The 16,165-nt window shown below is 61.7% G+C and carries 24 protein-coding genes and 1 pseudogene; 22 read left to right on the top strand and 3 right to left on the bottom strand.

The genetic code is table 11. The annotated features are described in order from the left end of the window. Positions 1-13: 13 nt before the first annotated feature. From rpsC to ACCQ00_RS05215, 21 genes are all read left to right on the top strand, one after another. Positions 14-748, top strand: coding sequence for a 30S ribosomal protein S3 (rpsC, locus tag ACCQ00_RS05115; protein ID WP_003486708.1), 735 nt, complete (start codon positions 14-16; stop codon positions 746-748). A 5-nt stretch (positions 749-753) separates the two neighbouring features. Next, on the top strand, positions 754-1,167 hold the full coding sequence (gene rplP, locus ACCQ00_RS05120) for a 50S ribosomal protein L16 (RefSeq protein WP_039574347.1): 414 nt from the start codon (positions 754-756) through the stop codon (positions 1,165-1,167). Then, positions 1,167-1,352, top strand: coding sequence for a 50S ribosomal protein L29 (rpmC, locus tag ACCQ00_RS05125; protein WP_003486703.1), 186 nt, complete (start codon positions 1,167-1,169; stop codon positions 1,350-1,352). Before rplP ends, rpmC begins: the two co-directional genes overlap by 1 nt. 11 nt (positions 1,353-1,363) lie before the next feature. Further along, positions 1,364-1,633: a 30S ribosomal protein S17 gene (rpsQ, locus tag ACCQ00_RS05130; protein WP_372354076.1), complete on the top strand. Its 270-nt coding sequence runs from the start codon at positions 1,364-1,366 to the stop codon at positions 1,631-1,633. 14 nt (positions 1,634-1,647) lie between these two features. Continuing rightward, positions 1,648-2,016 (top strand): 50S ribosomal protein L14, encoded by a 369-nt coding sequence (rplN, locus tag ACCQ00_RS05135; protein ID WP_003486699.1) that lies wholly within the window; start codon positions 1,648-1,650, stop codon positions 2,014-2,016. Positions 2,017-2,031: 15 nt separating this feature from the next. After that, a complete protein-coding gene (rplX, locus tag ACCQ00_RS05140; protein WP_003486696.1) occupies positions 2,032-2,349 on the top strand; it encodes a 50S ribosomal protein L24 in 318 nt (105 codons plus the stop codon). 11 nt (positions 2,350-2,360) lie between these two features. Beyond that, positions 2,361-2,903: a 50S ribosomal protein L5 gene (gene rplE / locus ACCQ00_RS05145; protein ID WP_003486694.1), complete on the top strand. Its 543-nt coding sequence runs from the start codon at positions 2,361-2,363 to the stop codon at positions 2,901-2,903. A gap of 18 nt (positions 2,904-2,921) precedes the next feature. Next, a complete protein-coding gene (gene rpsN / locus ACCQ00_RS05150; RefSeq protein ID WP_005917137.1) occupies positions 2,922-3,227 on the top strand; it encodes a 30S ribosomal protein S14 in 306 nt (101 codons plus the stop codon). Between the two features lie 204 nt (positions 3,228-3,431). Continuing rightward, complete coding sequence (gene rpsH, locus ACCQ00_RS05155) at positions 3,432-3,830, top strand: 30S ribosomal protein S8 (RefSeq protein WP_003486688.1); 399 nt, start codon at positions 3,432-3,434, stop codon at positions 3,828-3,830. A gap of 15 nt (positions 3,831-3,845) precedes the next feature. Then, entirely contained in the window at positions 3,846-4,373 is a 528-nt protein-coding gene (gene rplF, locus ACCQ00_RS05160; RefSeq protein ID WP_022558412.1) for a 50S ribosomal protein L6, read from the top strand. 88 nt (positions 4,374-4,461) lie between these two features. Then, positions 4,462-4,821, top strand: coding sequence for a 50S ribosomal protein L18 (gene rplR / locus ACCQ00_RS05165; protein ID WP_003486684.1), 360 nt, complete (start codon positions 4,462-4,464; stop codon positions 4,819-4,821). A 158-nt stretch (positions 4,822-4,979) separates the two neighbouring features. Beyond that, a complete protein-coding gene (gene rpsE, locus ACCQ00_RS05170) occupies positions 4,980-5,522 on the top strand; it encodes a 30S ribosomal protein S5 (protein WP_039574341.1) in 543 nt (180 codons plus the stop codon). Then, positions 5,515-5,706, top strand: coding sequence for a 50S ribosomal protein L30 (gene rpmD / locus ACCQ00_RS05175; protein ID WP_003486678.1), 192 nt, complete (start codon positions 5,515-5,517; stop codon positions 5,704-5,706). The genes rpsE and rpmD overlap by 8 nt, the downstream gene beginning before the upstream one ends. 4 nt (positions 5,707-5,710) lie before the next feature. Next, on the top strand, positions 5,711-6,154 hold the full coding sequence (rplO, locus tag ACCQ00_RS05180) for a 50S ribosomal protein L15 (RefSeq protein ID WP_039574339.1): 444 nt from the start codon (positions 5,711-5,713) through the stop codon (positions 6,152-6,154). Positions 6,155-6,161: 7 nt separating this feature from the next. Beyond that, the gene (gene secY / locus ACCQ00_RS05185; protein ID WP_008571664.1) at positions 6,162-7,526 is read left to right on the top strand and encodes a preprotein translocase subunit SecY; all 1,365 of its coding nucleotides are present in this window, start codon (positions 6,162-6,164) and stop codon (positions 7,524-7,526) included. 332 nt (positions 7,527-7,858) lie between these two features. Then, positions 7,859-8,215 carry a 30S ribosomal protein S13 gene (rpsM, locus tag ACCQ00_RS05190; RefSeq protein ID WP_003486672.1) on the top strand — a complete coding sequence of 119 codons (357 nt, stop codon included), beginning with the start codon at positions 7,859-7,861 and terminating at the stop codon, positions 8,213-8,215. A 10-nt stretch (positions 8,216-8,225) separates the two neighbouring features. Continuing rightward, complete coding sequence (rpsK, locus tag ACCQ00_RS05195) at positions 8,226-8,618, top strand: 30S ribosomal protein S11 (RefSeq protein ID WP_003486671.1); 393 nt, start codon at positions 8,226-8,228, stop codon at positions 8,616-8,618. Positions 8,619-8,633: 15 nt separating this feature from the next. Next, positions 8,634-9,260: a 30S ribosomal protein S4 gene (gene rpsD / locus ACCQ00_RS05200; RefSeq protein WP_002811641.1), complete on the top strand. Its 627-nt coding sequence runs from the start codon at positions 8,634-8,636 to the stop codon at positions 9,258-9,260. A 53-nt stretch (positions 9,261-9,313) separates the two neighbouring features. Next, complete coding sequence (locus ACCQ00_RS05205) at positions 9,314-10,312, top strand: DNA-directed RNA polymerase subunit alpha (RefSeq protein ID WP_002811635.1); 999 nt, start codon at positions 9,314-9,316, stop codon at positions 10,310-10,312. A 180-nt stretch (positions 10,313-10,492) separates the two neighbouring features. Beyond that, positions 10,493-10,876: a 50S ribosomal protein L17 gene (gene rplQ / locus ACCQ00_RS05210; RefSeq protein ID WP_003486665.1), complete on the top strand. Its 384-nt coding sequence runs from the start codon at positions 10,493-10,495 to the stop codon at positions 10,874-10,876. A gap of 451 nt (positions 10,877-11,327) precedes the next feature. After that, on the top strand, positions 11,328-11,846 hold the full coding sequence (locus ACCQ00_RS05215) for a disulfide bond formation protein B (RefSeq protein WP_008571663.1): 519 nt from the start codon (positions 11,328-11,330) through the stop codon (positions 11,844-11,846). A gap of 139 nt (positions 11,847-11,985) precedes the next feature. Here ACCQ00_RS05215 and ACCQ00_RS05220 read toward each other — a convergent pair. The 3 genes and pseudogenes from ACCQ00_RS05220 to ACCQ00_RS05230 form a co-directional block, all read right to left on the bottom strand. Further along, a pseudogene (locus ACCQ00_RS05220) lies at positions 11,986-12,295 on the bottom strand (hypothetical protein). Positions 12,296-12,354: 59 nt separating this feature from the next. Further along, on the bottom strand, positions 12,355-14,484 hold the full coding sequence (locus tag ACCQ00_RS05225) for a TonB-dependent receptor (RefSeq protein WP_039574337.1): 2,130 nt from the start codon (positions 14,482-14,484) through the stop codon (positions 12,355-12,357). Positions 14,485-14,518: 34 nt separating this feature from the next. Further along, positions 14,519-14,707 (bottom strand): hypothetical protein, encoded by a 189-nt coding sequence (locus tag ACCQ00_RS05230; protein ID WP_372354077.1) that lies wholly within the window; start codon positions 14,705-14,707, stop codon positions 14,519-14,521. Positions 14,708-14,731: 24 nt separating this feature from the next. Between ACCQ00_RS05230 and ACCQ00_RS05235 the strand changes: the two genes are divergently transcribed. Then, a complete protein-coding gene (locus tag ACCQ00_RS05235) occupies positions 14,732-16,129 on the top strand; it encodes a class II 3-deoxy-7-phosphoheptulonate synthase (RefSeq protein WP_017156224.1) in 1,398 nt (465 codons plus the stop codon). The last annotated feature ends 36 nt before the right edge of the window (positions 16,130-16,165 follow it).

The raw sequence follows: 16,165 nt of genomic DNA on the forward strand, positions 1-16,165 counted from the left end.
AAAGGAAAAGACCATGGGTCATAAAGTTCATCCGACTGGAATCCGCCTCGGCATCGCTAAGGACTGGAATTCCAAGTGGTACGCAAACAAGGCCGAGTTCGCCTCCTATCTGGCAGCCGACCTGAAAGTGCGTGAAATGCTGCGCAAGAAGCTCGCGCAGGCAGGTGTCAGCAAGATCTTGATCGAGCGCCCTGCCAAAACCGCCCGCGTGACCATTCACACCGCCCGTCCGGGTGTGGTGATTGGCAAGCGTGGCGAGGACATCGAAAAGCTGCGCAAGGAAGTGAGCGAGCTGATGGGCGTTCCGGCGCACATCAACGTCACCGAAGTGCGCAAGCCGGAGCTGGACGCGCAGCTGGTCGCCGAGTCGATCGCGCAGCAGCTTGAGCGTCGCATCATGTTCCGCCGTGCAATGAAGCGCTCGGTCGGTAACGCGATGCGCCTGGGTGCCTTGGGCATCAAGGTCAATGTGGCTGGCCGCCTCAACGGTGCAGAAATCGCCCGTTCGGAGTGGTACCGCGAAGGCCGCGTGCCGCTGCACACGCTACGTGCCGACATTGATTACGGTTTTGCCGAGGCGTCCACGACGTACGGCATCATCGGTATCAAGGTCTGGATCTATAAGGGCGAAGTCTTCGACTTCTCTCAGGTTGGCCAGGAAAAGCAGGACGACAGCCCGCGCAACGATCGTAACGATCGCGGCGACCGTGGTGACCGCCCGTCGCGCCCGGCTCGTGAAGCGAGGTAACGGCAATGTTGCAACCCAAGCGAACCAAATATCGCAAGATGCACAAGGGCCGTAACGACGGCCTGGCATGGAGCGGAAACGCCGTCAGCTTCGGCGAGTACGGCCTCAAGGCCACGGCGCACGGTCAGCTGACCGCACGCCAGATTGAAGCGGCACGCCGCACGATCAGCCGCCACGTCAAGAAGGGCGGCAAGATGTGGATCCGTGTGTTCCCCGACAAGCCGATCACCAAGAAGCCGATCGAAGTCCGCATGGGCTCCGGTAAGGGCAACGTGGAGTACTGGGTCGCGCAGATTCAGCCGGGCCTCATGATCTATGAAATCGAGGGAATCCCCGAAGAGACCGCACGCGAGGCGTTCCGCCTTGCCGCTGCCAAGCTCTCGGTGACCACCACTTTCGTGACCCGGACGGTGCGCTGATGGATATCAAACAACTCCGCGAGAAGTCGGCTGACGAATTGAAGGCCCACCTGACCGATCTGCGTAAGGAGCAGTTCTCGCTCCGTATGCAGCAGGTCACCGGCCAGCTGCCGAAGACCCACGAAACCCGCCGGGTGCGCCGCGAGATTGCTCGCGTCAAGCACCTGCTCGGCAGCACCAAGTAAGGACGGCCGCGATGAGCGACAATAACGAAAAGCAAACGCTGCGCACGGTCAAAGGCCGTGTCGTCAGCAACAAGATGGACAAGACGGTCACCGTGTTGGTGGAGCGCCAGGTCAAGCATGCTCTGTACGGCAAGTACATCAAGCGTTCGACCAAGCTGCACGCGCACGACGCCGACAATGCCTGCAACGAAGGCGACGTCGTGCGTGTGACCGAGATTGCTCCGATGTCCAAGACCAAGAACTGGCGGGTGGTGGAAATCGTCACCCGTTCGGCCGAATAAGGGAGATCTGAATCATGATCCAGATGCAGAGCTACCTCGATGTCGCCGACAATTCGGGTGCCAAGGAAGTGATGTGCATCAAGGTGCTGGGCGGCTCCAAGCGCCGTTACGCACATATTGGTGACATCATCAAGGTGACCGTCAAGGACGCCATTCCGCGTGGCAAGGTCAAGAAAGGCGAAGTCTACGACGCCGTCGTGGTGCGTACCCGCAAGGGTGTGCGCCGTCCCGACGGTTCGCTGATCCGCTTCGATGGCAACGCCGCTGTGCTGTTGAACAATAAGCAGGAGCCGATCGGGACCCGCATCTTCGGGCCGGTGACGCGCGAGCTGCGTTCCGAGAAGTTCATGAAGATCGTCTCGCTCGCTCCCGAAGTGCTGTGAGCGGAGGACATACACATGGCTAACCGTATCAAGAAGGGCGACCAGGTCGTCATCAACACCGGCAAGGACAAGGGTAAGCAGGGTGAAGTGGTGCGTGTGGACGGCGATCGCGTGATCGTCTCCAACGCCAACGTCATCAAGCGCCACACCAAGCCGAACCCGCAGGCAGGCGTTGCCGGCGGCGTGGTCGAGCGTGAAGCGTCGATCCATATCTCCAACGTCAATATCGTCAACCCGGCAACGGGCAAGGGCGAGCGCGTTGGCTTCAAGGTGCTGGAGGATGGACGCAAACTGCGTGTGTTCCGCTCCAGCGGTGAGGCGCTCGACGCCTGAGGAATGAGATCATGAACACTCGTCTCGAAAAGTTTTACAAGGACAACGTGGTGCCGGCCCTGATGAAGGAGTTCGGCTACACCAATCCGATGGAAGTGCCGAAGCTGGTCAAGGTCACGCTTAACATGGGCGTGGGCGAAGCCGCTACCAACAAGAAGATCCTGGAAAATGCGGTCGCCGACATGGCCAAGATCTCCGGTCAAAAGCCGGTGGTCACCAAGTCGCGCGTTTCGGTAGCATCCTTCAAGATCCGTGACGGTTGGCCGATCGGCTGCAAGACCACCTTGCGTCGCGCCAAGATGTACGAGTTCCTGGATCGCCTGATCAACATCTCGTTGCCGCGCGTGCGCGACTTCCGTGGTGTGTCCGGTCGCTCCTTCGACGGTCGTGGCAACTTCAACATGGGTGTGAAGGAACAGATCATCTTCCCCGAAATCGACTTCGACGCCGTCGATGCGATTCGCGGTATGGATATCGCCATCACCACCACCGCCAAGACGGATGCGGAAGCGAAGGCGCTGCTGGCAGCGTTCAAGTTCCCGTTCCGTAACTGACCGTCGAGGACATCCGAAATGGCAAAGACCTCCATGATCCACCGCGACATCAAGCGTGCAAAGCTGGCGAAGAAATTCGCCGGCAAGCGTGATGCGCTGAAGAAGATTCTCTCCAGTCAGGATGCGTCCTACGAAGAGAAGATCGATGCATCGACCAAGTTGCAGAAGCTGCCGCGCGATTCGTCGCCGAGCCGCCACCGTAACCGTTGCGAGCTGTCCGGTCGTCCGCGCGGTGTCTACCGCAAGTTCGGTCTGGGCCGCAACATGCTGCGCAAGGCCACGATGAACGGCGACGTTCCGGGCCTGCGTAAGGCAAGCTGGTAACAGCATTCCGGCCGCCCGCGGCCGGATTTGAACAGGATGGTTCTGTTCAACAGGAGAGTCCGACGCAAGTCGGGCTCTTTTGTCGTATACTTCCGCTTCTGTCTTGCCCGTAGGGGCCTGGCATAGCGTCAGGGTCCTGGCCCGTCCCCAGGAAAACACAAGATTTTCGCGAAAGCGGATATCGGTGCACTCAAAGGTACTCACATGAGCATGACTGATCCCATCGCCGACCTGCTGGTTCGCATCAAGAATGCGGCCGCGGTTGGTAAGCAGACGGTGAAATTGCCGTCGTCCAAGATTAAGGTTGCGATCGCCCAGGTCCTGAAGGACGAGGGTTACATCACCGACCTGCGCGTGACCCAGACCGAGAACAACAAGGCGGAACTGGAAATCGTGCTGAAGTATTTCGAAGGCCGTCCGGTCATCGAGACCCTGAAGCGTTTTTCGCGCTCGGGTCTGCGCCAGTACCGCGGCAAGACCGAGCTGCCCAAGGTCCTCGGGGGCCTGGGTATCGCCATCATCTCCACGTCGAAGGGCATCATGACCGATGCGCAGGCTCGCGAAGCCGGCGTTGGTGGTGAAGTTCTGTGCTTCGTGGCCTAAGGGAAGGAATCGAACATGTCCCGTGTAGCCAAGAAGCCTGTCTCCCTCCCGAAGGGTGTTGAACTCAAGGTCCAGCCTGGGCTGATCACCGTCAAGGGTCCGAAGGGCACATTGAGTCTGGTTAAGCCGGCTGGTGTCGAAATCGCCATCGATGGCGACGTTGCCACGCTGTCGGCTAATGATCCGTCGCAGATCGCCCTCACCGGCACCGTGCGCGCCATCCTGGCCAATATGGTCAAGGGTGTCTCCGAAGGCTTCGAGCGCAAGCTCGAGCTGGTGGGCGTCGGTTACCGTGCTGCCATGCAGGGCAAGGACCTGAGCCTGGCGCTCGGCTTCTCTCACCCGCTGGTGTTCGTGGCGCCGGAAGGCATCACGCTGTCGACCCCGAGCCAGACCGAAATTGTGGTCCAGGGCGCCGACAAGCAGCGCGTCGGCGAAGTCGCCGCCAAGATCCGCGGTTTCCGTCCGCCGGAGCCCTACAAGGGCAAGGGTGTGAAGTACGCCGGTGAAGTCATCATTCGCAAGGAAGCCAAGAAGGCTTAATGGCGAGTCCCTCGCAAGAGCCCGCACATTCATGTGCGGACTTTTGACAGGAGCGCGCTTTCCCTTCAGCTTTCGTAGGATAAATATCATGAGCATCAACAAGAACATCGCCCGTCTGCGTCGCGCCAAGTCCACCCGTGCGCACATCCGTGAGCTGGGCGTTGCCCGTCTGTCGGTGCTGCGCACCGGCCAGCACCTGTATGCGCAGGTCTTCACTGCCGACGGCTCCAAGGTGATCGCTGCTGCGAACACCCTGCAGGCCGACGTCAAGGATGGCCTGAAGAACGGCAAGAACAGCGACGCGGCTGCCAAGGTCGGCAAGCTGATCGCCGAGCGCGCCAAGGCTGCGGGTATCGAGAAGGTCGCATTCGACCGCTCGGGCTACCGTTACCACGGCCGCATCAAGGCGCTCGCTGACGCGGCCCGCGAAGGCGGCCTGCAGTTTTAAGTACTGCTGCGAAGGTGGTCATCGACCACCTTCGCGATACCGCCGGCAGGAAGATGCCGGACCGACCCGTTCTTTTGCAGCGGCATCGGGAACACCGCGTCACTTCACAACCATAAGCGGCTTCGAGCCGTACATACTCAATCAATCAAGGAATCAAGATGGCAGAAGAACGTGCACCGCGGGGTCGTGATCGCGACCGTAGCCGCGAAGAGAAAGTCGACGATGGCATGATCGAGAAGCTGGTCGCGGTCAATCGCGTCAGCAAGACCGTCAAGGGTGGTCGCCAGTTCACCTTCACCGCGCTGACCGTGGTCGGCGATGGTCTGGGCAAGGTCGGTTTCGGCTATGGCAAGGCGCGCGAAGTGCCGGTCGCCATCCAAAAGTCGATGGAACAGGCGCGCAAGAACCTGGCCACTGTCGATCTGAACAACGGCACCTTGTGGCATGCGGTCAAGTCGGGCCATGGCGCAGCACGCGTCTACATGCAGCCGGCTTCGGAAGGTACGGGCGTCATCGCGGGCGGCGCCATGCGCGCTGTGCTGGAAGCGGTTGGCGTGAAGAACGTGCTGGCTAAGGCCGTCGGTTCGCGTAATCCGATCAACCTGGTCCGCGCGACTCTGAAGGGTCTGTCGGAAGTGCAGTCGCCGGCACGCGTTGCGGCCAAGCGCGGCAAGAAGGTGGAGGAGCTCAACCATGGCTAAGGACACCAACAAGACCGTGAAGGTGCGCCTGGTGCGTGGCCTGCGTGGAACCCAGTCGCGTCACCGCCTGTCGGTGCGTGCGTTGGGCCTGAATAAGCTCAACGATGTGCGTGAACTGAAGGACAGCCCGCAGGTGCGTGGCCTGATCAATACGGTTCACTACCTCGTCAAGGTTGAGGAGTAATCCCATGACTCTGCGTCTTAATGACCTCAAGCCGGCCGACGGCGCCCGTACCGAGCGCACCCGCGTCGGTCGTGGTATCGGTTCGGGCCTCGGCAAGACCGCTGGTCGCGGTCACAAGGGTTCGTTCGCTCGTAAGGGTGGCGGCAAGATCAAGGCCGGCTTCGAAGGCGGCCAGACCCCGATGCAGCGCCGTCTGCCCAAGATCGGTTTCCGCTCCAAGATGGCGCGCGATACTGCAGAAGTGCTGTCGTATCAGCTGGACAAGCTGGATGCCGGTGATGTCGATTTCGCAGCGCTGCGTACGGCCAATTTGGTGCCGAGCCGCGCCAAGAAGGCGAAGATCGTGCTGAAGGGCGAGCTGAGCAAGAAGTTCGTGCTGAAGGGCGTTGCGGCAACCGCAGGCGCCAAGGCGGCAATCGAAGCTGCCGGCGGCAGCGTAGAGGAGTAATCGGCAGATGGCGCAGGCTGGCATTGGTAACCTCGGTGGCGGGCTCGGCAAGTTCACGGAACTTCGCCAGCGGCTACTGTTCGTCCTCGGGGCATTGATCGTCTATCGCATCGGCTGCTACGTGCCGGTGCCTGGCGTGAATCCCGATGCCATGCTTTCGTTGATGCAGGCGCAGGGCGGCGGCATCGTGGACATGTTCAACATGTTCTCGGGCGGCGCCCTGCACCGTTTCAGTATTTTTGCGTTGAACGTGATGCCGTACATCTCGGCATCGATCGTGATCCAGTTGGCCACGCATATCTTTCCCGCCCTCAAGGCGATGCAGAAAGAAGGCGAATCGGGCCGACGCAAGATCACCCAGTATTCGCGCATTGGTGCGGTGTTGCTGGCGGTGGTGCAGGGCGGCAGTATCGCGCTGGCACTGCAGAACCAGACCGCCCCGGGCGGCGCTCCGGTGGTTTATGCGCCGGGCATGGGCTTCGTGCTCACCGCAGTGATCGCGTTGACCGCTGGCACCATCTTTCTGATGTGGGTCGGCGAGCAGGTCACCGAGCGTGGCATCGGCAACGGTGTGTCGTTGATCATCTTCGCCGGTATTGTCGCAGGCCTGCCGTCGGCGGCCATCCAGACTGTCGAAGCCTTCCGCGAAGGCAATCTGAGCTTTATTTCGCTGTTGTTGATCGTCATCACGATCCTGGCGTTCACGCTGTTCGTCGTGTTTGTCGAGCGTGGGCAGCGCCGGATCACGGTCAACTACGCGCGCCGCCAGGGCGGTCGCAATGCGTACATGAATCAGACCTCGTTCCTGCCGCTGAAGCTCAACATGGCCGGCGTGATTCCGCCGATCTTCGCGTCCAGCATCCTGGCATTCCCGGCGACGCTGTCGATGTGGTCGGGCCAGGCGGCCTCGGGTGGGGTGGGGTCGTGGCTGCAGAAGATCGCCAACGCGCTTGGGCCCGGTGAGCCGGTGCACATGCTGGTTTTCGCTGCGCTGATTATTGGTTTTGCGTTCTTCTATACCGCGCTGGTGTTCAACTCGCAGGAAACCGCGGACAACCTCAAGAAGTCGGGCGCATTGATTCCGGGCATCCGTCCTGGCAAGGCGACCGCTGATTATGTCGATGGTGTGCTGACGCGTCTTACCGCAGCCGGTTCGTTGTACCTGGTGATCGTTTGCCTGTTGCCGGAAATCATGCGCACGCAGCTCGGTACCTCGTTCCACTTCGGTGGCACTTCGCTGTTGATCGCGGTAGTGGTGGTGATGGACTTCATTGCGCAGATCCAGGCGCACTTGATGTCGCACCAGTATGAGAGCTTGCTGAAGAAAGCCAACCTGAAGGGTGGGTCACGCGGCGGTCTTGCGCGCGGTTAAGTGGTACACTAGATCTTCATTGCGTGAAGACGGCCTGGTTCCCGGGCCACGATCTTCCGATCAGAAGGGCGGCTCGCGCGACGTCTCGCGCGCGGGTGTGACGGGGTGGTCCTGTGCGGGAGTAGCACAGGCGATTCGGAGCAGTTTTCTGGATCAACACCGTCCGGCGCCGGAGCGAGGGCACACTCCCCACGCCGGGTCCATGGAACCTCTGGTTCCACGGGCTTCAAAGCAATCCGAGGCCTTGCTATAATTCCGAGTTCACTTTTGATCCATCCTGCCGGATGGCGCCTGGGCGCTGTCGGGCCATCACTCAGTTGGAGAATCGCGTCATGGCGCGTATTGCAGGCGTCAACCTGCCAGCCCAGAAGCACGTCTGGGTCGGGTTGCAAAGCATCTACGGCATCGGCCGTACCCGTTCGAAGAAGCTCTGCGAATCCGCAGGCGTTACCTCGACCACGAAGATTCGTGATCTGTCCGAACCCGAAATCGAGCGCCTGCGCGCCGAAGTCGGCAAGTATGTCGTCGAAGGCGACCTGCGCCGCGAAATCGGTATCGCGATCAAGCGACTGATGGACCTGGGCTGCTATCGCGGTCTGCGTCATCGCCGTGGTCTCCCGCTGCGTGGTCAGCGCACCCGTACCAACGCCCGCACCCGCAAGGGTCCGCGCAAGGCGATCAGGAAGTAAGGGATAGATCATGGCCAAGCCAGCAGAAAAGAAAACGAAGAAGAAGATCAAGCGCGTCATCACTGACGGCGTCGCTCACGTCCACGCTTCGTTCAACAACACCATCGTCACCATCACCGATCGCCAGGGCAATGCACTGTCGTGGGCTACGTCCGGCGGCGCCGGTTTCCGTGGTTCGCGCAAGTCGACCCCGTTCGCTGCCCAGGTTGCCGCCGAGAAGGCTGGCCGCGCTGCGCTCGATTACGGCGTGAAGTCGCTGGAAGTGCGTATCAAGGGTCCGGGTCCGGGCCGTGAGTCGGCCGTGCGTTCGTTGAACAACGTGGGCTACAAGATCACCAACATCATCGACGTGACGCCAATCCCGCACAATGGGTGCCGTCCGCCGAAGAAGCGTCGCGTCTAAAGGGAGCGATAAGAAATGGCTCGTTATATCGGTCCTACCTGTAAGCTCGCGCGTCGCGAAGGCGCCGACCTTTCCCTCAAGAGCCCGGCGCGTGCGCTGGACTCCAAGTGCAAGCTTGAGCAGAAGCCCGGCCAGCACGGCGCGGCTCGCAAGGGCAAGCTCTCCGACTACGCCACCCAGCTGCGCGAAAAGCAGAAGGTCAAGCGTATCTACGGTCTGCTGGAACGTCAGTTCCGCAACTACTATAAAAAGGCCTCGACCAAGAAGGGCAACACCGGCGAGAACCTGCTGCAGTTGCTGGAAACCCGTCTGGACAACGTCTGCTATCGCATGGGCTTTGCCGTCACCCGTCCGGCTGCGCGCCAGCTGGTGTCGCACCGTGGCGTGCTGGTCAACGGTAAGTCGGTGAATCTGGCCTCGTACCAGATCAAGGCCGGCGATGCGATCACGCTGTCGGAAAAGGCACAGAAGCAGCTCCGCGTGCAGGAAGCCCTGACCGTGGCTGAGCAGCACGACATGACGCCGTCGTGGGTTGAAGTCGATTCGAAGAAGTTCAGCGGCGTGTTCAAGGCCGTTCCGGATCGCGCTGACCTGCCTTCGGATATCAACGAAGCGCTGATCGTCGAGTTGTATTCGAAGTAATTCACATTGGAGAACCTCCGGTACTGCCGGAGGTTCGCAGGAGACCCCGCAACATGACGGTTACCGCCAACCAGGTTCTGCGCCCCCGTGGTCCGCAGATCGAACGTCTTACCGACAACCGTGCCAAGGTCGTGATCGAACCCTTGGAGCGCGGTTACGGGCACACGTTGGGCAATGCCCTGCGTCGTGTGTTGTTGTCGTCGATCCCCGGTTTTGCGATCACCGAGGTCGAGATCGACGGCGTGCTGCACGAGTACACCACGGTCGAAGGTCTGCAGGAAGACGTGCTCGACGTCCTGCTGAACCTGAAAGACGTGGCCATTCGCATGCATAGTGGCGATAGCGCCACGCTGTCGCTGTCCAAGCAGGGTCCGGGTACGGTCACTGCGGCAGACATCAGGACCGATCACAACGTTGAGATCATCAACGGCGACCATGTGATCTGCCACCTGACCAAGGACACCGCATTGAACATGCGCTTGAAGATCGAGCGTGGTTTCGGCTATCAGCCGGCTGCTGCGCGTCGTCGCCCGGATGAAGAGACCCGCACCATCGGTCGCCTGATGCTGGATGCGTCGTTCTCGCCGGTGCGTCGCGTTGCCTACGCCGTGGAAGCTGCGCGCGTTGAACAGCGTACCGACCTCGACAAGCTGGTCATCGATATCGAAACCAACGGCACGATCGATGCCGAGGAAGCCGTGCGCACCGCCGCCGACATCCTCAGCGATCAGCTGTCGGTATTCGGCGATTTCACCCACCGCGATCGCGGTGCGGCCAAGCCGGCTGCCAGCGGTGTGGATCCGGTGCTGCTGCGCCCGATCGACGACCTCGAGCTGACCGTGCGTTCGGCCAACTGCCTGAAGGCCGAGAGCATCTATTACATCGGCGATCTGATCCAGAAGACCGAAGTGGAGCTGCTCAAGACCCCGAACCTGGGCAAGAAGTCGCTCACCGAAATCAAGGAAGTGCTGGCACAGCGCGGCCTTGCGCTGGGCATGAAGCTGGAGAACTGGCCGCCGGCCGGCGTCGCTCAGCACGGCATGCTTGGTTAATGCATCAAGGCATGGGCGTCTTCGGGCGCCCATGTTCGTTTTTCTACATCGACGGGTTAAAGCCTGCGATGACATCCGGTTCAAGGACGGCCGGCTCGGACCAACCGCAGTCCATTCAACAACGCCAGGATGGCGACAACGTCTCCCAGTAGTCTCAACATTCCTTAGGAAATCACACTCATGCGTCACCAGAAATCCGGTCGTAAGTTCAACCGTACCAGCGCGCACCGCGAAGCCATGTTCCGCAATATGGCCGCCTCGCTGTTCAAGCACGAGCTGATCAAGACCACCTTGCCGAAGGCCAAGGAACTGCGTCGCGTCGCCGAGCCGCTGATCACCATCGGCAAGGTCGATGGCGTTGCCAATCGTCGTCTGGCGTTCGCTCGCCTGCGCGACAAGGAAGCGGTGGGCAAGCTGTTCGTCGAACTGGGCCCGCGTTATGCGACCCGTCCCGGCGGCTACCTGCGTATCCTGAAGGCCGGCTTCCGTGCTGGTGACAATGCGCCGATGGCGTATGTCGAGCTGGTCGACCGTCCGGTCGTTGCCGAAGAAGTGGCCGAGTAATCGGATCGCCTCTGTAAAAATTCTCGAAAAAGCCCGGCACGCGCCGGGCTTTTTTATTGCCAGTCGAATGGGTTGGGTGCTGAACGCTGTCGGCTCTATCAGTCGGCCGGCGCGTGCTGCGCAAGCTGGAGCGATGCGGCTACGCAGGCGTGCACGGAAACGCGCCTGCGGCTTGGTCGACGCGTGTTGGTGCCCAAGGCCGCATCGGCGTCGCCGCGATTGGATGTTTCATGCGGTGATCCTGACCTCTGGAGTAATGCGTGCAGCGCTTGCTCGCCTTGTCGCGGCCATGCGGCAGATCCGCCCGGCGCCTCGCCCGAAGGGCCGCGTCGCCGTCATGCGGCGGATCCCGCCAGGCGCTTCACCCCATGGGCCGCGCATTCGAGCATGCGTGGTCACGGCCGTGGCGATGGCTGATAATCGACAACCTGACCCAAGGCAAGCAGTGACGATGAATCCATTTCGTTGGAGTTTCCGGGCGCAGTTTCTGCTGGGCTTTCTTGCATGCGCAGGATTGCTGGCTTACGCGATCTATGTGCAGTTGCATCTGGGTCTGGAGCCGTGCCCGCTGTGCATCTTCCAACGGATCGCCTTCGCGGCGCTGGCAGTGTTTTTCCTGCTCGGCGCACTGCATGGGCCGCGTGCCGCCGCCGGGCGCAAGGTCTATGGGGTCTTGAGTTTCATCGCCGCAGGCGTAGGCATGGGCATCGCTGCGCGGCATGTGTGGGTGCAGATCCGGCCCAAGGACATGATGTCTTCGTGCGGGCCGCCGTTGAGCTTTCTGAGCGAGACGATGGGGCCCTTCGAGGTGTTCCGCACCGTGCTGACCGGCACCGGCGACTGCGGCAATATCGATTGGCGCTTCCTCGGGTTGAGCATGCCGATGTGGAGCATGGTGTGGTTCGTGGGGTTGGCGTTGTGGGCGCTGTACGCGGGCTTCAAGGCGCGGCGTAGCTCGGTCCATCACTAACAGCTCCGGTGCGTTGTAATGCCCTGCGGCAGCCTGGTAGGCGTGCAGGGTCATCGTGATGGTCAACGGGTGCTGTGCGTCACCTAGGCGACGCTGATGCGTGATCGGCGGGTAGAAGGGGCGCCTGATCCGCTGCAGGTCAGGCACCTTGGTTCGTCGCAAGGTGGCCGGCCTGCGCTGCGCTGGGCCGGCGTGTCTGCTTCCAGGCCTTGATGCTGGACGCCGCCGCTGCCGCTTGCACGCGTCTGCGGCGTGTCGACCGCGAGCGCCAATGAGGACATCGAAGGCTTGACTGACTCCTGGGTCCTTCCGGTGACCAGCGTTGGTGGATCGCCGTTGGATCGCGGCACCGCTCGAATCAATAAGCCGATGCATGCGTCTGCCAAACGATGCGTATCCCGCATGCGGGCGGTACGCAGCGTGGCCAGCTGCTCGCTAGGCTCGGTCATCGGACTTCGGCAACGAATGGGCCGGTTTTGCCCCGTTCCATCCGTTGCCTTGCACCGCATCAGAAATCCTGTTGCAGGCTCACATAGACGCCGCGGCGCGGCGCCCACTGCGGCGCGAAGACGCCGATACCGCCGCCGTCGCGCAACTGGTAGCTGCGGTTGAGGACATTGACCGCGGCCAATTGCACGTGCAGCGGATGCGTATTGACGTCGAAGTCGTGGCCGACGCTGGCGTTCAACTGGAAGTACGACGGAAGCGAAGCGCCGTTGGGCACGGTGTCGGTATCGGTGCGCAAGCCGCTGCCGAACAGATAGTTGAGGCCGACCTTGCTGCCTTCGCTGAAGGCGTAGTTGATGCCGCCGGACGAGGTCAGCTTCTGGTCGTGATCCAGGTGGATCCAGTTGTCGTAGGTATAGGCCAGCGCATCCGGATCGAAATTGTACAGGCTGGTCATGACCCGCTTGCCCATGGCTTTGCTGTAGGCAAGGTTGAAATACGCCGTCACCGGCCCGTTGGTGTAGTCGGCACTGAATTCGGCGCCGCGGATGCGGCCATAGCGGTAATTGAAGGTGGAATAGATATAGGCGGCACCGAACTGGCCTTCGTCCTGGAGCCGGTCGGCCTTGCGGTAATAGGTGTCCAGGCCGAGCGTCAGATGGTCGGTGACCACTTGCGAGATGCCCAGGTCGTAGTAGTCGCTACGCTCGCTCAGTGGCGTGGTCGGGCCGTCACCGGCCGACTGCTGGTTGGTGGTGCCGTCGTAGAGCGCGATGTCGCTGGTGGAGATCAGCTCGCTGGCCGGTGGGGTGAAGTAACGCGCGTATCCGGCGTGCAGGGTGGTGCTGCCGCTGGCGCGCCAGATGACGCCCAGGCGCGGGCTGAGCTGACCTTCGGTCGCGCCGAAGGCCTTGTACTTGTCGCCGCGCAGCCCGTAATTGACGGTCCAGTCCTCGCCGATCTTCCACTCGTCCTGCAGGTAGAGCGCGTAGGTGCTGGCATGGAAACGGCTGCCGTCGGGAATGAACAGTGGCACGTTGCTGCTCTGGCTGCCGTCGTCGTTGGCGGGGAAGACATACGAATTGTTGCTGGCGATGGCGTGTTCGAAATTGCCATACACGCCGTAGCGCAGCGTGTGCGAGCCGCCCCATGGCGTTGCGAAGTCCGCCTGCACGGTATTGGCGCGGTTGCTGCGGTCCACCTGCGAGGCGATGCCGTTGAAGATCAGGTCGCCGGCAACGTCAGAGGAGAAGGCGACGTTGCTGTAACGCTGGCCGGCGGAGAGCTGATAGTTGGTGTCGCCGAGCGTGCCTTGCAGGGCCAGGGTGCCGAAGCGGGTGTTTTCGCGTTGATTCTCGTCCAGGCGCGAGGAGTCGAAATCGCTGGTGCCCAGGTAATCGAAGGCCGGCGTCTGCCCCGGATTGTTGGGGATCTGGAAGCGATTGTTCGCGTAGCCGACCAGCAGGCTGAGACGGGTGTTGTCGTTGACCAGGTAGGTCAGATCGGCGAAGCCCTTGCCCTGATGGGTTTTGTCATGGAGGGGGTTGAGGCTGTCGACCGGGTTTTCCAGGCCATTCTTGTTCTGGTCGTAATCGCCGCTGACGAACCAGCTCCAACGCCCGCTGCTGCCCCACAGCGAGGCGTTGGGGTTGATGGTGCCGAATGAGCCGGCGGTAATACCGACGCTGCCGCCATTGCCGAGCTCGGCACCGCTCTTGGTGGTGATGTCGACCACCGCAGCGGTGCGGTCGCCGAACTGTGCCGGCAACGCGCCATCGAGCAGTTTGAGGTTCTTGATGATGCGGGGCTCCAGGCTCTGGCCGAAGCCGGAGATGGATTCGGGAATGATCACGCCGTTGATGCGGTACTGCAGGTTGGCGTGGTCGCCGCGTACGTGGATGCCGCCGTAGGAATCCTGCACCACGCCCGGCGCTTGCAACAGGACCTGATTGAGTGGGGTCGCCGCGCCGAGCGGCAGGCGATCGATGTCGTCAGCGGTGATGGCGAATTGGCTGCTGCCGATGTCCGGCGACAGGGCATTGCGCGCCGCCTCGAGCTTGGCGATCACATTGACCGTGTCTAGATCGGTCGTGCGTTCGGCGTCGGCATCGGCATCGGCAGCAAACGCCATACCGATGGGGGCTGCCAGCAGGGCGGCGGTAATGGCGGCAGACAGGAGACGAGGAGTCATGGCGGTTTCGCGAGGCGGGTGAGGGGAGGTGTTGTTATGTTGTAACGTTGAGCGCTTTGGCGAGCGCTAGCGTAGGTCGAAAGTCATGGCTCGACAGGCCATGTTGTTTGCTGTTCAGGTCAAAGCGCTTGCGTGCGATAAGCACATTGGACGGATGCGGCGGTGGCAATTCGGTGCCACTGGCCTCCAGGCGCTTTGCGTAGCGTGCCGGCTCTGCGAACATCGCAGGCTGCCTAGGAGTCCTTTCATGAATCTTCCTGTTGCCACTTCCGCTACCGATTCGGCCGCCGCAGCGTGGGCACCGGACAGCTGGCGCAGCAAACCTGCATTGCAGCTGCCGGTGTACCCGGATGAGCGCGCGCTGCAGGCGGCCATGCACGAGTTGGGGCGGCTGCCGCCGCTGGTGACCTCGTGGGAAATCTTTGCGCTCAAGCGCCAGTTGGCCGAAGCGCAGGAAGGCAAACGCTTCCTGCTGCAGGGTGGCGATTGCGCTGAAAATTTCAGCGATTGCGAATCGGGCACCATCTCCAACCGGTTGAAGGTGCTGCTGCAAATGAGCCTGGTGCTGGTGCATGGCCTGCATTTGCCGGTGGTGCGGGTGGGGCGCTTTGCCGGGCAATACGCCAAGCCGCGCTCGGCCGACACCGAAACGCGCGATGGGGTGACCTTGCCGAGCTATCGCGGCGATGTGATCAACGCGCCGGACTTTACCGAGGCCGCGCGCGTGCCCGATCCGCGTCGCATGATCACCGCGCATTCGCGCTCGGCAATGACGATGAACTTCGTGCGCGCGTTGATCGACGGCGGCTTCGCCGACCTGCATCACCCCGAATACTGGAATCTGGACTGGGTGGGCTATTCGCCGCTGGCGGCGGACTACCAGAAGATGGTGGCCTCGATCGGCGACGCCGTGCGCTTCATGGAAACGCTGTCCGGGGCAGAGGTATACAACCTCAATCGCATCGATTTCTACACCTCGCACGAGGCCTTGTTGCTGCCGTACGAAGAAGGCCTGACCCGTCAGGTGCCGCGTCAGTGGGGCTGGTTCAATCTGAGCACGCACTACCCGTGGATCGGGATGCGGACGGCCGCGCTGGATGGCGCGCACGTGGAATACCTGCGTGGCGTGCGTAACCCGATTGCGATCAAGGTCGGGCCGTCGGTGCAGCCTGACCAGCTCTTGCGCCTGATCGATGTGCTCAATCCCGAGGACGAGCCCGGGCGTTTGAGCTTCATCCATCGCATGGGTGCGGCGCAGATCGCCGAGAAGTTGCCGCCGTTGCTGGATGCGGTCAAGCGCGACGGGCGGCGGGTGCTGTGGGTGTGCGATGCGATGCACGGCAATACCGAAAGCACCGGAAATGGCTATAAAACGCGGCGTTTCGACAATATTCGCAACGAAGTGGAGACCTCGTTCGATCTGCACGCGGCCGCCGGCACGCGGCTGGGCGGCGTGCATCTGGAACTCACCGGCGAAGATGTCACCGAATGCACCGGCGGTGCGCGCGAGCTCACCGAGCGCGATCTGGAACGGGCGTATCGCTCCAGCGTGGATCCGCGTCTGAACTACGAGCAGTCGCTGGAAATTGCGATGGCGATCGTGCGCAAGCAGCAACAGGTGGCCTCGCAGCCGCTGGGCGCATGATCGGCGTATGCGCATGACGTGATGCTCATGCCGCGT

This window comes from Xanthomonas sp. NCPPB 3761 (assembly GCF_041475705.2).
Taxonomy (GTDB): domain Bacteria; phylum Pseudomonadota; class Gammaproteobacteria; order Xanthomonadales; family Xanthomonadaceae; genus Xanthomonas; species Xanthomonas phaseoli.

Excerpts from the sequence above, each read along its gene's own strand:
- rpsC (WP_003486708.1), top strand. The coding sequence starts at position 14 with ATGGGTCATAAAGTTCATCCGACTGGAATCCGCCTCGGCATCGCTAAG.
- rplP (WP_039574347.1), top strand. The coding sequence starts at position 754 with ATGTTGCAACCCAAGCGAACCAAATATCGCAAGATGCACAAGGGCCGT.
- rpmC (WP_003486703.1), top strand. The coding sequence starts at position 1,167 with ATGGATATCAAACAACTCCGCGAGAAGTCGGCTGACGAATTGAAGGCC.
- rpsQ (WP_372354076.1), top strand. The coding sequence starts at position 1,364 with ATGAGCGACAATAACGAAAAGCAAACGCTGCGCACGGTCAAAGGCCGT.
- rplN (WP_003486699.1), top strand. The coding sequence starts at position 1,648 with ATGATCCAGATGCAGAGCTACCTCGATGTCGCCGACAATTCGGGTGCC.
- rplX (WP_003486696.1), top strand. The coding sequence starts at position 2,032 with ATGGCTAACCGTATCAAGAAGGGCGACCAGGTCGTCATCAACACCGGC.
- rplE (WP_003486694.1), top strand. The coding sequence starts at position 2,361 with ATGAACACTCGTCTCGAAAAGTTTTACAAGGACAACGTGGTGCCGGCC.
- rpsN (WP_005917137.1), top strand. The coding sequence starts at position 2,922 with ATGGCAAAGACCTCCATGATCCACCGCGACATCAAGCGTGCAAAGCTG.
- rpsH (WP_003486688.1), top strand. The coding sequence starts at position 3,432 with ATGAGCATGACTGATCCCATCGCCGACCTGCTGGTTCGCATCAAGAAT.
- rplF (WP_022558412.1), top strand. The coding sequence starts at position 3,846 with ATGTCCCGTGTAGCCAAGAAGCCTGTCTCCCTCCCGAAGGGTGTTGAA.
- rplR (WP_003486684.1), top strand. The coding sequence starts at position 4,462 with ATGAGCATCAACAAGAACATCGCCCGTCTGCGTCGCGCCAAGTCCACC.
- rpsE (WP_039574341.1), top strand. The coding sequence starts at position 4,980 with ATGGCAGAAGAACGTGCACCGCGGGGTCGTGATCGCGACCGTAGCCGC.
- rpmD (WP_003486678.1), top strand. The coding sequence starts at position 5,515 with ATGGCTAAGGACACCAACAAGACCGTGAAGGTGCGCCTGGTGCGTGGC.
- rplO (WP_039574339.1), top strand. The coding sequence starts at position 5,711 with ATGACTCTGCGTCTTAATGACCTCAAGCCGGCCGACGGCGCCCGTACC.
- secY (WP_008571664.1), top strand. The coding sequence starts at position 6,162 with ATGGCGCAGGCTGGCATTGGTAACCTCGGTGGCGGGCTCGGCAAGTTC.
- rpsM (WP_003486672.1), top strand. The coding sequence starts at position 7,859 with ATGGCGCGTATTGCAGGCGTCAACCTGCCAGCCCAGAAGCACGTCTGG.
- rpsK (WP_003486671.1), top strand. The coding sequence starts at position 8,226 with ATGGCCAAGCCAGCAGAAAAGAAAACGAAGAAGAAGATCAAGCGCGTC.
- rpsD (WP_002811641.1), top strand. The coding sequence starts at position 8,634 with ATGGCTCGTTATATCGGTCCTACCTGTAAGCTCGCGCGTCGCGAAGGC.
- ACCQ00_RS05205 (WP_002811635.1), top strand. The coding sequence starts at position 9,314 with ATGACGGTTACCGCCAACCAGGTTCTGCGCCCCCGTGGTCCGCAGATC.
- rplQ (WP_003486665.1), top strand. The coding sequence starts at position 10,493 with ATGCGTCACCAGAAATCCGGTCGTAAGTTCAACCGTACCAGCGCGCAC.
- ACCQ00_RS05215 (WP_008571663.1), top strand. The coding sequence starts at position 11,328 with ATGAATCCATTTCGTTGGAGTTTCCGGGCGCAGTTTCTGCTGGGCTTT.
- ACCQ00_RS05225 (WP_039574337.1), bottom strand. The coding sequence starts at position 14,484 with ATGACTCCTCGTCTCCTGTCTGCCGCCATTACCGCCGCCCTGCTGGCA.
- ACCQ00_RS05230 (WP_372354077.1), bottom strand. The coding sequence starts at position 14,707 with ATGTTCGCAGAGCCGGCACGCTACGCAAAGCGCCTGGAGGCCAGTGGC.
- ACCQ00_RS05235 (WP_017156224.1), top strand. The coding sequence starts at position 14,732 with ATGAATCTTCCTGTTGCCACTTCCGCTACCGATTCGGCCGCCGCAGCG.